The following is a 14,914-nucleotide window of genomic DNA, read 5'->3' as shown; positions in this document are numbered from 1 at the left end:
CAGCTTTCTCGACCGTAACCAGCTAAAGACGACAAGGATTTTACGCGTGGCCAACATCAAGTCCCAGGTGAAGCGAATCCGTACCAACGAGGCGGCCCGACTCCGTAACCAGTCGGTGAAGTCCTCGCTGCGTACCGCGATTCGTTCATTCCGCGAGGCTGCGGCAGCCGGTGACAAGGACAAGGCCAACGAGCTCCTCGTCGCCACCAGCCGCAAGCTCGACAAGGCAGCCAGCAAGGGCGTTATCCACGCCAACCAGGCTGCAAACAAGAAGTCTGCACTCGCGCAGGCTGCAAACAAGATCTGACACATCCTCGTTGACGGTTCGCCGTCATCAGTGGTGTTTCAATAGCCGCTCCGGTCTACTCGACCAGAGCGGCTATTGTGCGTTCAAATAATGCGTTCGAATAATACGGCGTGCCGAGCGCGTCTTACTTACGCAGCGCACAAACCTTACGCACCGCTGATTCCAGCGCATAGGACGAGTCGACGGCCGCACCCTTCACATCGGCGTTGAGCGCGGCAACAATCTGCATCGCTGCGCCGATCGACGCCGGGTCCCAGCCCTTCACTTCCTTGATTGCCTTCTTGACCTTCCACGGCGGCATCCCGAGCTCCGACGCCAACCGGAACGGATCACCGCCCCGGGCATACGGGCCGACCTTCGCGACGGTATGCACGGCGTCGGCAAGGGCGTCCGCCAGAAGAACGTGCGGGGTTCCGATCTGGTCAGCCCAGCGAAGTGCTTCGAGCGCGCCCCGGGTATCCCCGACGATTACTTTGTCCGCGACGTCGAACCCCGACACCTCGGCCCTGCCGGAGTAGTACTGATGGACAGCGTCGACGTCGATCTTCCCGCCGGTATCTGCAGCCAACTGGGAACACGCCGATGCCAACTCACGCAGGTTCGAGCCGACGCTTTCGATCATTGCCCCGATGACAGCGGGTGAAACCTTGACATCTGCGGACGAAAACTCGGCCCGAACAAAATCGGTCAACTGAGATTTGTTGAGTTTGGCGCACTGATGAACTACGGCGCCTAACTTCTCCAGCGCGGGCGCCAGTGCTTTTGCGCGTCCACCACCGGAGTGCAGAACAATCAGCACAACACCTTCGGACGGTTCGCGGGCTGCGTCGAGTACCAGTGCAACGGCGTCCTTGCCGGCCTCCGCTGCCGCTTCCAGAACGATCACACGATCTTCCGCGAACAGCGACGGACTGAGCAGTTCGGCAAGTTCTGGCGCATTGGCATCGCCGGCACGCATCCGGGTGATGGGCAGATCCGAGATTCCCTGCCCACGATCACCACGAACGGCCTTGATCAACGTCGACACTGCCCGTTCGATCAGGAATTCGTCGTCTCCGAGAACGAGGTGCAACGGGTCGAGGCCAGCCGGAGTACTCACCCGAAGATCGTCCCACGAGGTACCGACACCACGGACACGGACCCGTCGACGCTTCCGTACACCGCGAGCGTGCCACCTTGATCGGTACGTGCCACGACGCCGCCCAACGATTCCAGCTCGCTCAACACCTGCGGATGCGGATGCCCGAAGGTGTTGCCGGCGCCGGCGCTCACCAAGGTCAGCCGGGGGCGAACCGCCTCGAGAAATGCTTTCGATGTAGTTCGTGAGCCGTGATGCGGCAGTTTCAGGACATCTGCCCGCACGTCGATTCCGCTACGCATGATCGACGCTTCACCCGCGGTTTCCGAGTCGCCGGTCAACAGTATGCGGCCTGCACTCGTGTGCGCCATCAGCACCAGGGACTGATCGTTGGCCGACGCGTCCGCGTCCACGACATCACGGGGTACCGGCAACACGGGACCGAGAACGTCGAACTGCACCGTCCCGAGAACAAACGTGGACCCGGCGCGCAGACCGACCAGCGGAACTCCATGGGCTCGTGCGGCCGCGTCCACATCGCGAAAACCTGATTCCGGCAACAACATCGGGCCGACACCCACAGCCGACACCGAACGACCGGCAAGCACGGCGTCGAGTCCGGCGATGTGATCGGCGTGAAAATGACTGATCAGAACGAGCGCAATATCGTCGACCCCCAACATGTTCAGGCAACGGTCCATCGACGTCGGATCGGGCCCGACGTCGATCACGATTACCCGGCCATCCCCCGTGGCCAGCACCAGTCCGTCGCCCTGCCCCACGTCGCACATCACCATGGCCCATCCCGGCGCCAGCCGCCCACCGGAGAAGACGTGGTGAAACGCCAGTGCCAGCACCAGTCCCGTCAGCACTGCGCCGAGTAGCCACCGCGAGATGCGATTCCACAGCAGGAGTATCGAGACAAGCACCAGCCCCAGGACTACAAGTGCCCCGAGCAATCCCGACGGCACGGTGAGGTTTGCCCCTGGCACCGAGGCAGCCCGGTCTGCGACGGAGAGCAGCCACCACATCGGCGGCCGCACAGCCAAAGCCAGAAGTGCGGCCGCGGGCGCACTTACCAAGGCGAGCAGCGCCATCAGTGCCCCCAATACCGTGAGAACTCCGATCACCGGTGCCACCAACAGGTTTGCGGCTATCGACAGGACACTGAGCGTGCCTGCCATCGCGGCCACTACCGGCGCGGTGACAGCAAACGCGGCACTCGACACTGCCGTCATCTCTGCCAGCCACCGCGGCCAACCGCGCAGCCGAAGTGCGTCGACCCACACGGGCGCAAGGATCACCAATGCCCCGGTTGCCGTGGTCGACAACACAAATCCCCAGTCAACGGCCAGTTCCGGCATCACGATCACCAACACGATGACGGCCGCGCCCAACGCGGGCAGTGCCTGTTTGCGTCGTCCCGTCACCAAACTCAACAATCCGATCGTGCCCATCACCGCGGCGCGAAGCACACTCGGCGACGGCCGCGCCACAATCACGAACGCCAGGATCGTCACAGCTGCAAGTGCCGCCCCGATCCGCGGATCGAGTGCGGCAGCCCGCACCAGCAGTAACACAGCGCCCAGGAGAATGCTGATGTTTGCACCGGACACGGCGGTGAGATGAGAAAGACCGGCCGCCGTGAAGTTGTCCTTGACTACCGGAGACAAGGCAAAGGTGTCCCCCACGACCAAACCAGGCAGCAGGCCCGCCGCATCGGGAGCCAGCGCCTGAGCACATACCTCCGCAAATCGAGACCGCACGACGCCGGCCCACCGCTGATACCACGGTGCGCCGCCGATCTCGAGCGGCCCGCCTTCGGTGGTGATCACTGCCAACGTCAGATCCGAGCGCGATGGAACGCTTACCTTTCCCCGAATCGTAAGCGCCTGTCCGGGAAGCGTTTCCGGCCACAGCCCGCTCGGCGCGCGTACTGTCACGGCGCCGCGTGCGTCGTAGTGCTGATTACCCACGGTCACCGATCGCACCGATGCCCGGAAATACACCTGACCGGGACCCATCGACGACGCCGTCGCCCGTGGGTCCTCGGTGGGGTTCACCTCCGCGGTCACCCACCCTCCGGACGACGCAGCGCGCGCCAGTGGATGTGCTTCGACATCTGCCATCCGCCACGCAGTCACAGCGCTGAATGCACCGCCGAATACGCAGGCCACCAATAGGACCGGAATCCAGTCCGTAGATCCCCACCGCCACACGCAAACAGCCAGGCCGGCGCAGGCAATGCCCGAAGTCACCGCGACGCACCACGCAAGTCCGGACCCGAACACGATGCCCGCAGCAGTTGCTCCCCACACCGCAACCGCTGCGGGCACAAGCCTCGCGTCGAGAATCCGCTGCTCTGCATCCCCGTTCAAACTGTGACCAGAGCTCGCAGCTTGTCGAGCCGCGCCGGACCGATGCCGTCCACCTCACCCAATTGTTCTATGTCCGTGAACTTTCCGTTGGACGTACGCCATGCGAGGATCGCGCTCGCCGTGACGGGTCCAACTCCGGGAAGCCCGTCGAGTTCGGCTTCCGTCGCAGTATTCAGATTGATCGGTGCCCCATTTGCACCCGAGGGAGCGGATGCACTCGGCGTAGCCGACCCCCCGCCCGCTGTAGTCGAACTGATCTGCTGATCCGGCGAATCACCCACCGCACCAACAACTACTTGATCGCCGTCGGACAGTTTCTGTGCCAAGTTCAAGCTGAGAGTGTCAGCGTTGTCGAGCACCCCACCGGCCGCGCTCAGTGCATCAGCGATCCGTGAGGTATCGGGCAGTGTCACCAATCCGGGATTGTGCACCAGCCCGACAACACTGACAACCACCGATGCCGGACCAGAGTCATCGACGAGCGCTGACGGCTGAGCCTGATTCGATGTCGCGACCGGAATTCCCACAGCTGCAGGCAGTGCCGGCACCGCCTGGATTGTCGGCGAATCCCACCACAGTGCAAAAACACCGAGCCCTGCGGCAGCAAGCGCAATGAAAACCAACACAATTGCACCGCGCCGGTGCGGACTCCATCGCATACCGCGCCAACGTTCGGGCACCGCGGAATACCGAGCATCCTCCTCAGATCCGTCTTCTTCGTCGACATCCAGAAGCCACTCGGGCACTGCCGGACGGGCGACGTCGCCGCTCATCGCGGAAAGTCGATCACGCACCCTCTCCCGCTCTTGATTGATCCGCATGAGGCGACGCTAGCGAGCGGCCACTGATCTGTGCAGCGAGAGAAATCGTGTTGGGGATAACTGTCAGTCTGTGGATAACCGACTGGTCAGGGCACATCTTCCGGAAGTGGGCACACCACAACACCGATCGCGCCTACGCCTACGTGCACGCCCAGGACTGCGCTGAAATCGGTGACCACGGTTTCGGCGACATTCGGGATTCGCTCGGACAGTTGTGCGGCGATGCCCTCGGCTCGTTCCCGAGCTTTCATGTGATGGACGGCGATGGCCACGCGGCTGCGCCCCGCTCGCTCCACTGCCGCATCAACCAATCTCGCGAGCGCTTTGGTGCTGGTGCGAGTTTTTTCTTTCAAGACCAGTTTGCCGTCCACCAGGTGCAGCAGCGGTTTCATCGCCAGGGCGGTACCCAACAAAGCTGCCGCTGTACTGATCCGGCCACCACGACGCAATTGGTCGAGCTTGTCGACGAAGATGAAGGCGCGCCCGCGTTCGGCTACGTCGACGGCGCGGTCGTACACGAGGTCGAGCGGAGATCCGGTCGCTGCGAATCGCGCCGCTTCCAAGGCCGGGAATCCCAAACCCATACCGGTGGACGCTGAATCGACGATGCGTACCTTGCCGCCGAATTCCTCGGCCGCCTGCCTCCCGGCGTCCCAGGTGCTCGAAAGTTGCCGCGAGATGTGGACTGCGACAACACCGTCGCCCTGGCTCAGGTCCAGTGCGCGCCCGTAGGCCTCGGTCAGCTCTGCCGGTGAGGCACCAGCCGTCGAGAGCCCGGACAGGTCGTCGGGAATGGTGTCGACGCCTTCGAGGAAATCAGTGCTGTCACGAAGGATGTGCAACGGAACGATTTGAAGCCCACACGCTTCGGAAGATTCGTGTGGGACGCAGGCAGACGAATCCGTGACGACGACAACTGACACTTCGCTACCCGACCTCACTTGCGGACGTGGGCGCACGCTGAGCTTCGGCGGCGCGAATTGCGGCAGTCATGGCCCGGGCGACACCGATGTGTCCGTCCCAACCCCAGTGAATTCCGTCCGGGTTGCCATTGTCGGAGAACACGTTTTCGCGTACCGCCTCGGCAAGATCCACGATGGGTACCTCGTTGGCTGTTGCCCATTCGGTGATCGCAGATACTGCGGCCGGACGACCGGCATGGACACTCGCGTACGCGTCACTGCGATGCACGGACGGCAACGTCGCGATCATCGGCAGTTCGGGACGCATGTATTCCAACGCGTTTCGTGAGCTCTCGAGGTATTCGACGCTCAGCTTCGGTGGCAGCGCCACGGGGCGGCCGAGTGGTGCCAGGCGCGGTTGAAGCCACTGGTATCCCTCGCGGACCACGCGCCGTAGGGCCGGTGGCCGCACGTAGCGGATGGTTTCACGCAACGCGGTGGGCAGCGGTGACGGCAGAGAATCCATACCGCCGACGGCAAACACAACAGCCCCGGCGCGCGGGACAGCAGCCCACACTCGCGGGTCCTGGGTCAGCGCCCACCACGCGTCGCGACACGTCCAGCCGATGCGCGCGACAAGCTCGACGTCCCACCCCAACTCCTCGGCGACGAGGTTGGGCCAGATCCGCGAATGGTCGGCGGCCAGTCCGCCTTTGGGGCCGAAATACGACAGCGAATCGGCAATAACCAGAAGGACGGGGCGCTGCCCGTCGGCACTCTCAGAGGACGTCATTTGCGACACTCGCAGAAGCATTCCATACGTCGAGTCGCCATTCGATGGAAGCCGGATCTCCGTGTCCGCTGAGCTGAACCCAACTCGTATTTCCGAGACCGCCCAGAATCGCCCAGCGGTCGATCGGCAAGTCGAGCAGTGCAGCGGTCAACGCCGCGATCAAGCCGCCGTGTGCCACCAGGACAACCGGCCTCTCGGCCCAGTCGGGAAGTGCCGCCAGAAGTTCCGTCACCACCGGCACACTGCGCTTCGCAACGTCGATGCGGCTTTCACCGCCAGGCGGGGCCAATGTCGCGTCAGCTCGCCACGACGCCCGGAGCCCAGGTGTCTGCTCGTCGACGTCGCTGTGGGTCAATCCCTGCCAGCCGCCGAGGTGCGTCTCACGCAGACGCGTGTCGGTGAGGACCGGAAGCCCGGCCGCATCACCGACAGCGACTGCCGTGAAGTACGCGCGCTTGAGGTCCGAGGACACGATAGTCAGCGGCGCACGGTCGGCGATCACCGGACCAGCACTCTTCGCTTGCGTGCGCCCCAACTCCGACAAGTCGGTGTCGAGTTGCCCCTGCATCCGAGAATCGGCGTTGTACACGGTCTGCCCGTGGCGGAGCAGAATCAGCCGCCGCACAGGATTCGACGCCGCTCCCGGCGCCGAGGAGGTCACAGTGAAGGTTCCTGCGCGTCCGGCTCGGCAACCGTGTCGGTGTCGAACACTGTGTGTGCGTCAGCCGGTCCCGGGATGTTCAGGCCGAGTCCTTCGACCTCGACTGCCGGGCAGTCCTTCCACAGACGATCGAGAGCGTAGAAATTGCGCTCCTCGTCGTGCTGCACGTGAACAACGATCTCGGCGTAGTCGAGAAGTGCCCAACGACCCTCGCGGGTGCCTTCACGACGGATCGGCTTGTGGCCGGCCTCGCGGAGGCGATCTTCGATGTTCTCGACGATCGAGTTCACCTGACGCTCGGTAGCGGCGGATGCGATGACAAAGCAGTCCGTGATGACCAATTGCTCGGACACATCGAGCACCACCACTTCAGTGGCCAGCTTCTCGTCGGCTGCCAGGGCCGCGATGCGTGCCATGTCGATGGCTTCGGTTGTTGCGCTCACTCGATGTTCTCCAGTTTCGTCTTCTTGGTATTGCTTCTAGTTCGAATCGGCCGTCTTGCCAGGCGCCGGTTCCGACATGGTTGTCGCACCGTCACGGCGCTCCGCGTCGACAGGTCGATACAGGTTCCGCTTCGAGATGTACTGCACCACTCCATCCGGTACGAGGTACCAGACAGGACGGTCTTCGCTTGCTCGACGCCGACATTCGGTCGACGAAATGGCAAGAGCCGGGATCTCGATCAACGTCACCGCATCGGCGGGCATCGTGTCGAGGTGAGCGGCCAGGTGCTCGGTGTTGAGATCGAAACCCGGTCGCGATACTCCGACAAATTTTGCCAATGCGAACAACTCTTCCCAATCTTGCCAGGAAAGGATGCTGGCCAGCGCATCGGCACCAGTGATGAAGAACAGTTCCGCGTCCGGATGATAAGCCCGCAGGTCGCGAAGTGTGTCCACGGTGTACGTCACTTTTTCACGGTCGACATCGACCCGGGAAACGGAAAACCGCGGGTTGGAGGCGGTGGCGATGACCGTCATGAGGTACCTGTCCTCTGCCGGGCTGACGCCTCGAGCCTCCTTCTGCCACGGTCGGCCGGTGGGGACGAAGATCACTTCGTCGAGTCCGAACCTGTCGGCGACCTCACTCGCTGCGACGAGGTGACCGTGGTGAATGGGGTCGAAAGTGCCGCCCATCACGCCGAGGCGTCGAGCACGTTCCACCGATTGTCCCTTCTGCACAGCTGCCGAGCTTACGTGTCTCACACCGGCAGCAGGCCGGACACCACGTCGGCCAGCTGCTGGGCGGAGCGGCACTCGTGCATGCTGATGACCTCGTTGTACACCTTGGCAGCCGAGTCGCCCGACCCCCACTGCCCCTTGGGCTCTGGATTGAGCCAGTGTGCGTGCTTGGCCACTGCAACCATCTGCGCGAGTGATTGCAGGTTTGGGTCGCGGTAGTTGTTGCGACCGTCGCCCAGTACCAGCAGTGATGTGCGACTGGTGATGCTCTGTGCGAACTTCTCCTGGAATACCCCGAAGGCGTGGCCGTAGTCGGAGTGACCGTCGTACGTGATCAGCTCCGCTTCACGAACCATCCGTGACATCGCGGATCCGAGGTCGGCATTCGAATCGAAGTACCGGGTGACCTCGTCGGTGGTGTCGATGAACGCAAATACGCGTACGCGGGAGAACTGCTCTCGCAGAGCGTTGACCAACAGCAAGGTGAAGTGGCTGAACCCGGCTACCGAACCGGACACGTCGCACATCACGACAAGTTCGGGACGCGCGCGTTTGGGTTTGCGCTGCACCAGATCGATCGGCACCCCGCCCGTCGACATCGATTTACGCAAGGTTCGACGCAAGTCGATGGAACCGGCTCGGCTGCGACTGCGACGGACGGCAAGTCTGCTGGCGAGCAACCGTGCCAGCGGAGTCACGTTCTTCTTGAGCGTCGTGAGTTCCGCGTCGGACGCGCGTAGGAAGTCGACTTCTTCGGCCAGCTTCGGAACACCGTAGGTGGCGACGCGCTCCTTGCCGAGATTCTCGGCCGTACGTCGACGCGTTTCCTTCTCGACCATCTTGCGGAAGTCCGCGATGCGCTGGGCCGCTGTCCGCTTGGCAACCTCCGATTGATAGTCGGAGTTGTCCTTGCCCTCACTACCGCCCTGCTGATTACCGAGTAGTCCTTCGAGGATCTTGTTGAGCAGTGTTTCGGGAGCGACGTCCCGCAACGCCTGGTATGCGGAGAACGACGGTCCGTTGCTCGACTGGTACTGCCCCAGCTCTTCGACCATCGCGGCAGTGAGAAGCTCGGTCAGCTCCATGGCCTCGTCGCTGCCGTCGGTCAGCAGTTCGGCGATCAGCTCCCGCAGCGCCTGCAGATCGAGGCTGCCGTCAGGCTTACGCGGCAGGCTGACGTCGACGTCGCCCACCGCACGGTCGCCGATCGCCCGCGGGAACCACAGGTCGAAAACGGCGTCGAAGGTCGCGCGATGGGTGGGCCGGCGCAGCAGCGAGCAGGCCAGCCCTTCGCGGAGCGCTTCACGGTCGAGAAGATCGAGGACCGACATGACCTGGCCGGCGTCGACGGTCTCGGAGGGGCCGACCATGATGCCGCGTCGGCGAAGGGCCTCGACAAAATCGACGAGGTGACCTGGCAGACCGTATGGCGCCGCCAGTCCACCCGGCTTGATCGGTGACGTACCTCCGAGTGCCATGACCAGACCTCAGTTCAGCCGAAGTTCGGCGGTGGCTCGCACCTGATCGGACTGGTGCTTGAGGATGACGCCGAGTGTTGCGCGTACGGCGTCGTCGTCGAGTGTGTCCATGCCAAGGGCGAGGAGCGTGCGACCCCAGTCGATGGTTTCGGACACCGAGGGAACCTTCTTGAGCTGCATGCCGCGCAGAACGCGGATGGTGTTGACCAGCTGCTCGGCAATGGCTTCGGGCAGTTCGGGGACACGGCTGGCAAGAATGCGACGTTCGAGGTCTGCATCGGGGAAATCGAGATGCAGGAACAGGCAACGACGCTTGAGTGCCTCGGACAGCTCACGGGTGGCGTTGGACGTCAGCACCGTGAACGGCTTACGTGTTGCGGTGATGGTTCCGAGTTCCGGGATGGTGACCGCGAAGTCGCTGAGAACTTCGAGGAGCAGTCCCTCGATCTCGACGTCGGCCTTGTCGGTCTCGTCGATCAACAGGACTGTCGGGTCTTCGCGGCGAATCGCCTTGAGCAGTGGACGCGCGAGAAGGAATTCCTCCGAGAACACATCAGCCTTGGTGGAATCCCAGCTGTGGTCCGAGCCGGACTGGATGCGCAGGATCTGCTTCGCGTGGTTCCACTCGTACAGCGCACGAGCCTCGTCGACGCCCTCGTAGCACTGCAGGCGCACCAACTCGGCGCCTGTCGTCTGGGCTACCGCGCGCGCCAACTCGGTCTTACCGACACCGGCCGGTCCCTCGATGAGCAGGGGCTTGCCCAGTCGGTCGGCGAGAAACACCGCCGTTGCAGTGCCCTTGTCGGACAGGTAACCCGTCTCGGCCAAACGCTCGATGACGTCGTCGACGCTCGAGAAGAACGGTGTTGTATCGGGAAGAGCTCGGTCCACGGTTAACTCCTAAAAAGGGTGGGGCAAGTCCAGGTGAACGATCAGGCGGGTCGGGTGTGTCCGTCGCCCCAGACGATCCACTTGGTGGACGTCAGTTCCGGCAACCCCATGGGGCCGCGTGCGTGAAGTTTTTGCGTCGAGATGCCGATCTCGGCTCCGAATCCGAACTGCTCGCCGTCGGTGAAGGCAGTTGATGCGTTGACCATGACGGCTGCTGCGTCGACGCGCGCGGTGAACTCGCGGGCAGCCGAGAGATCCGACGTCACGATGGCCTCGGTGTGGCCGGTGCCGTACGTGTCGATGTGCTCGACTGCCTCGTCCAGGTCGGCAACAACCTTCAGTGCGACGTCGAGCGTGAGGTACTCGTTCGACCAGTCGTCCTCGGTGGCCGGAACGAGGCCGGGCAGATCGCCGTGAACAACAACGTCATGCATCTGCAGCGCCTGAAGCAGTGCGGGAACCGCGGTGTCGGCAATGGCTTTGTCGACCAGGATCGTCTCGGCGGTGTTGCACACGCTTGGCCGACGGGTCTTGGAGTTGAGCACAATCTTCTCGGCCATCACCAGATCGGCAGCCGAGTGTACGTAGACGTGGCAGTTTCCGACACCGGTCTCGATGGTGGGGACCGTGGCATCACGAACGACGGCACTGATCAGGCCCGCGCCACCGCGCGGGATGACAACGTCCACGAGACCACGGGCCTGAATCAGATGCGTCACCGTGGACCGGTCTGCGCTCGGCAGAAGTTGAACGGCGTCTTCGGGGAGCTGCTGCGCAGTCAACGACGCACGAAGAGCGACCACAAGAGCTTCGTTGGATTTGACTGCCGACGACGAACCGCGAAGCAGTGCAGCATTTCCCGACTTGAGGGTCAGACCGAACGCGTCGACGGTGACATTGGGGCGAGCTTCGTACACCATGCCGACAACACCGAGCGGGACGCGCTGCTGACGCAGTTCCAGGCCGTTGGGCAGTGTGGAGCCGCGGAGCACTTCACCGATGGGGTCGGGTAGTCCGGCAACCTGACGCAGACCCGAAGCGATGCCTTCGATGCGATCCGCTGTCAGACGCAATCGATCAAGCAGCGATTCCTCGGTACCCGCAGCCTTCGCGGTGTCGATATCGACGGCATTTGCCGCCAGGATCTGATCACTTGCGGCAAGAACCGCGTCGGCCGCGGCGTGGAGCGCGCGGTCCTTCTGTGCTGTGGTCAGCAACGCCAGGACACGCGAAGCCTTACGCGCCCGGCGGGCAGCCTCGTGCACTACGTCGCGAGTGTCCGAGCCTGTGGAAGTTACAGCAGTCATGAATACACATTAGCCATTGGCTCCGACGCGTTCCTTTCGGGAATGATTCGGACTGTTACCGCTGTTGCACGGGATCGACCACCTTCGGGTGATCCTCCCCTTCCCCGAGTCAGGAGTTACTCCGTGAGCGTGCTGTTCGAACCTCTCACCTTGCGCGGCGTCACCATTCCCAACCGCGTGTGGATGGCACCGATGTGCCAGTACTCCGCTGATGTCATCGGCGATCAGGTGGGAGTGCCCAACGAATGGCATCGAACGCATCTGGCGAGCCGAGCTATCGGTGGTGTCGGCCTGATCCTCACCGAGGCGACCGCTGTGAGCCCGGAAGGACGAATCAGCCCCGCCGATCTCGGTATCTGGAACGAGCGGCAGGCTCGCGCGTTTGCCGAGATCAACGCGCAGCTCGCGTACTTCGGAGCGGTGCCCGGAATTCAGCTGGCGCACGCCGGCCGCAAGGCGTCGACGAAGGTTCCGTGGCGTGGCGGTAGATCGCTCGACCAGGAAGACCGCCTGTCCTGGACGACCGTCGCCCCGAGCGCCGTGGCATTCGGTGATTACCTAACGCCCGCGGAACTGACAACAGATGCGATTGCCGGCATCGTCGCCGACTTCGCGGCGGCAGCCACCCGCGCGCTTCAGGCGGAGTTCAAGGTCGTCGAAATTCACGCGGCGCACGGATACCTGATCCACCAGTTCCTCTCCCCGCTCAGTAACAAGCGAACGGATCACTACGGCGGCAGTTTCGAGAACCGCATCCGCTTCCTCCTCGAAATCCTCACGGCGGTTCGAGAAGTGTGGCCCGCCGAGTTGCCCCTGTTCGTCCGTGTGTCAGCCACGGACTGGGTCAGCGAGGAGCGTGGGCTCGAGGTCGGCAGTTGGACTGCGGATCAGACTGTGTCACTTGCCAACATCCTCACCGACTACGGCGTCGACCTCGTCGACGTGTCCACTGGCGGTAATTCGCCGGGTGTACAGATCCCGGTCGAGCCCGGCTACCAGGTTCCCTTCGCCCGCCGGATCCAGAACGAATCCCTGGTTCCCGCAGCGGCAGTCGGACTGATCACCGAACCCGAGCAGGCAGAGAAGATCGTCGAGGACGGCAGTGCGGTGGCCGTGCTGTTGGGACGCGAACTCCTGCGTGATCCCTACTGGGCACGGCGCGCCGCACGTGAGCTGAATGCCGAAGTAGGACCGCGAGTTCCGTCGCAGTACGCCCGCGCATTCTGAAGGCAGGCGCAGGCACCTCAGCTTCGAAGGCGGCCGCGGCGTCGAGTCTTTGTCGCTTCGACGGGATCGATGCTGCGCTCGGCCCAGATCGACGCGAGGTGCAAGCTCATTTCCCGACCGGAATGGACGTGTGAAAATGCAGATGCAGCAGCGCGATCCGGATCGCGCTCGGCTATCGCCGCATAGAGGTGTTCGTGTTCGGCGCACTGTTGTCCGGGATCACGGTCTTTGGTGAGATGAAACAGCCACTGGACGCGCGCCTCGAGTGGCCTGAGCAACGACTCGAGCAGCGGGTTCGCCGACATCTCGACAATCATCGAGTGGAACCGTGCGTTTGCCGCGGCAATCGCCGGCTTGTCGTTCAATGCGGTTGCCGCCCGCGCTGTTTCGAGCTGGGCAGAAAGCGCATTCAGCGAGTCGGCGTCCGCGCGTTCAGCGGCCAGCCTCGCTGCCAGCACTTCGAGACTCTCGCGAACATCGAAGAGGTCCCGCACGTCGTCGACGGTAAACGGAGAGACAATCGCTCCCTGCCTCGGCACCAGGACAACAAGTCCATCCTGTTGCAGCAGTGAGAGCGCCTCGCGCAGCGGGATGCGGGAGACATTCAATTCAGCAGCCAGATCGCGTTCGATCAGTCGAGCGCCCGGAGCCAGCACCAAATTGACGATGCGGCCACGAATCTCGTCATAGGCGATGTCTCGCAATGATTTTCGAGTATCCACCGGAACTTCTGTCGACACGGGCACTCCTTCGATCTTCTTCTGCACTCGAGTTGAGCGTAGCGGTGCACGATCCCCCGGGACGCGGTGTGCAGTCCCTTACGTATCGGTAACACCGACGAAATACGGGTCCTCCATTCTTCTACTTAACGGTATACCGCTAAGTGCTCGAACGAACTCAGGAGAACCCGATGAAACTTCCTCTCGCACTCGCAGCAGTCGCAGCCACCGCATTGACCTTGACTTCCTGCAGTTCAGCCGACTCCGAACCGTCGAGTGACGCCCTCTCCGTCGGCGTCTTCTTTCCCGGTTCGATCTCGGATACAGGCTTCATGGAGTCCGGCTACCTCGGCTACCAGCGAATGGTCGAGACGTACGGCGACCGGATCGACGCCAGCTACGTCGAGCAGGTCGCCGCAGCGGACTACCAGCAAGCCCTCCAGCGATTCGCGTCGACAAACGACCTGGTCATCTCCGTCGGCGGCCAAACCGACGCCGACGTCCGAAAAATCGCCGCACAGTTCCCCGACGTCAAGTTCGTCGAAATCGGCGGCCCGGCCGATGCAGTTCCGCTCGACAATCTGGCCTACTACGACCCCCAGCAGGCCGAAGCCGAATTCCTTTCCGGCGCAGTTGCTGCGAGCGTGTCCAAGACCGGCACCGTCGGATTTGTCGGTGGCGTGGAACTCCCCGCAATTGTCAACGCAGCATCGGCATTCCAATCCGGAGCCACACTGACGCGCCCGGATATTCGAGTCCTCAGCCCACAATATGTCGGCGACTTCAACGACCCAGCCAAGGCCAAGCAAGCTGCCAGCGCCGAATTTTCCGGTGGCGCTGACGTTCTCGGACAGATCGTCAACCTCGGTAAGCAGGGATTGCAGCAGGCTGCCCGCGAAGCCGGCGGCACCATGAGCGGTGGACCCATCCCCGGCGACTGCAGCGATCCCACCTATCTCGGCTACGTCCGCACCGACATCGGAACCGAAATCGAATACGCGGTGTCCTCGACACTCGACGGCACGTGGGCCGCCGAACAGGTTCCCTTCGGACTCACTTCCGACAAGGGCGGCACCGACTACGTGCTGTGCAGCAGCGACCCCGCAGTCGCGGCCGCGTTGACGAAGGCCAAGGCAACCGTGGCCGATGGCACCGTGAAGTTGTACTGACC

General features: G+C 63.1%; 15 protein-coding genes. 3 read left to right on the top strand and 12 right to left on the bottom strand.

Annotation, left to right across the window (positions count from 1 at the left end; all coding sequences use genetic code 11):
* The first annotated feature begins 46 nt into the window (after positions 1-46).
* Entirely contained in the window at positions 47-307 is a 261-nt protein-coding gene (gene rpsT / locus RG2_RS09380; RefSeq protein WP_033232941.1) for a 30S ribosomal protein S20, read from the top strand.
* 124 nt (positions 308-431) lie between these two features.
* On the opposite strand, the gene holA is transcribed toward rpsT, so the two are convergent.
* From holA to RG2_RS09325, 11 genes are all read right to left on the bottom strand, one after another.
* Positions 432-1,406, bottom strand: a complete 975-nt coding sequence (gene holA, locus RG2_RS09375; RefSeq protein WP_033232939.1) for a DNA polymerase III subunit delta — start codon at positions 1,404-1,406, stop codon at positions 432-434.
* The gene (locus RG2_RS09370; RefSeq protein ID WP_033232937.1) at positions 1,403-3,763 is read right to left on the bottom strand and encodes a ComEC/Rec2 family competence protein; all 2,361 of its coding nucleotides are present in this window, start codon (positions 3,761-3,763) and stop codon (positions 1,403-1,405) included. The genes holA and RG2_RS09370 overlap by 4 nt, the downstream gene beginning before the upstream one ends.
* Positions 3,760-4,584 (bottom strand): ComEA family DNA-binding protein, encoded by an 825-nt coding sequence (locus RG2_RS09365; RefSeq protein ID WP_033232935.1) that lies wholly within the window; start codon positions 4,582-4,584, stop codon positions 3,760-3,762. Before RG2_RS09365 ends, RG2_RS09370 begins: the two co-directional genes overlap by 4 nt.
* A gap of 86 nt (positions 4,585-4,670) precedes the next feature.
* The gene (locus tag RG2_RS09360) at positions 4,671-5,507 is read right to left on the bottom strand and encodes a DegV family protein (protein ID WP_033232933.1); all 837 of its coding nucleotides are present in this window, start codon (positions 5,505-5,507) and stop codon (positions 4,671-4,673) included.
* Between the two features lie 4 nt (positions 5,508-5,511).
* Positions 5,512-6,279, bottom strand: coding sequence for a diglucosylglycerate octanoyltransferase (octT, locus tag RG2_RS09355; protein ID WP_033232931.1), 768 nt, complete (start codon positions 6,277-6,279; stop codon positions 5,512-5,514).
* Complete coding sequence (locus RG2_RS09350) at positions 6,266-6,940, bottom strand: histidine phosphatase family protein (RefSeq protein ID WP_033232929.1); 675 nt, start codon at positions 6,938-6,940, stop codon at positions 6,266-6,268. Before RG2_RS09350 ends, octT begins: the two co-directional genes overlap by 14 nt.
* Positions 6,937-7,383: a ribosome silencing factor gene (gene rsfS / locus RG2_RS09345; RefSeq protein WP_033232927.1), complete on the bottom strand. Its 447-nt coding sequence runs from the start codon at positions 7,381-7,383 to the stop codon at positions 6,937-6,939. Before rsfS ends, RG2_RS09350 begins: the two co-directional genes overlap by 4 nt.
* Before the next feature lie 36 nt (positions 7,384-7,419).
* Positions 7,420-8,121 carry a nicotinate-nucleotide adenylyltransferase gene (gene nadD, locus RG2_RS09340; protein WP_072782446.1) on the bottom strand — a complete coding sequence of 234 codons (702 nt, stop codon included), beginning with the start codon at positions 8,119-8,121 and terminating at the stop codon, positions 7,420-7,422.
* Positions 8,122-8,141: 20 nt separating this feature from the next.
* The gene (locus RG2_RS09335) at positions 8,142-9,599 is read right to left on the bottom strand and encodes a vWA domain-containing protein (protein ID WP_033232925.1); all 1,458 of its coding nucleotides are present in this window, start codon (positions 9,597-9,599) and stop codon (positions 8,142-8,144) included.
* A 9-nt stretch (positions 9,600-9,608) separates the two neighbouring features.
* On the bottom strand, positions 9,609-10,490 hold the full coding sequence (locus tag RG2_RS09330) for an AAA family ATPase (RefSeq protein WP_033232924.1): 882 nt from the start codon (positions 10,488-10,490) through the stop codon (positions 9,609-9,611).
* 41 nt (positions 10,491-10,531) lie between these two features.
* A complete protein-coding gene (locus RG2_RS09325) occupies positions 10,532-11,797 on the bottom strand; it encodes a glutamate-5-semialdehyde dehydrogenase (RefSeq protein ID WP_033232923.1) in 1,266 nt (421 codons plus the stop codon).
* A gap of 123 nt (positions 11,798-11,920) precedes the next feature.
* On the opposite strand from RG2_RS09325, the gene RG2_RS09320 reads away from it, so the two are divergent.
* Positions 11,921-13,024 (top strand): NADH:flavin oxidoreductase/NADH oxidase, encoded by a 1,104-nt coding sequence (locus RG2_RS09320; RefSeq protein WP_033232921.1) that lies wholly within the window; start codon positions 11,921-11,923, stop codon positions 13,022-13,024.
* Between the two features lie 17 nt (positions 13,025-13,041).
* On the opposite strand, the gene RG2_RS09315 is transcribed toward RG2_RS09320, so the two are convergent.
* Positions 13,042-13,764 (bottom strand): GntR family transcriptional regulator, encoded by a 723-nt coding sequence (locus RG2_RS09315; protein WP_033233170.1) that lies wholly within the window; start codon positions 13,762-13,764, stop codon positions 13,042-13,044.
* Between the two features lie 170 nt (positions 13,765-13,934).
* Here RG2_RS09315 and RG2_RS09310 point away from each other — a divergent pair, with 170 nt between their 5' ends.
* Complete coding sequence (locus tag RG2_RS09310; RefSeq protein WP_033232919.1) at positions 13,935-14,912, top strand: BMP family protein; 978 nt, start codon at positions 13,935-13,937, stop codon at positions 14,910-14,912.
* Positions 14,913-14,914: the final 2 nt, after the last annotated feature.

Origin of the sequence: Rhodococcus globerulus NBRC 14531 (assembly GCF_001894805.1) — a bacterium.
Lineage (GTDB): Bacteria > Actinomycetota > Actinomycetes > Mycobacteriales > Mycobacteriaceae > Rhodococcus_F > Rhodococcus_F globerula.
This window is presented reverse-complemented; position numbering and strand designations above follow the sequence as displayed.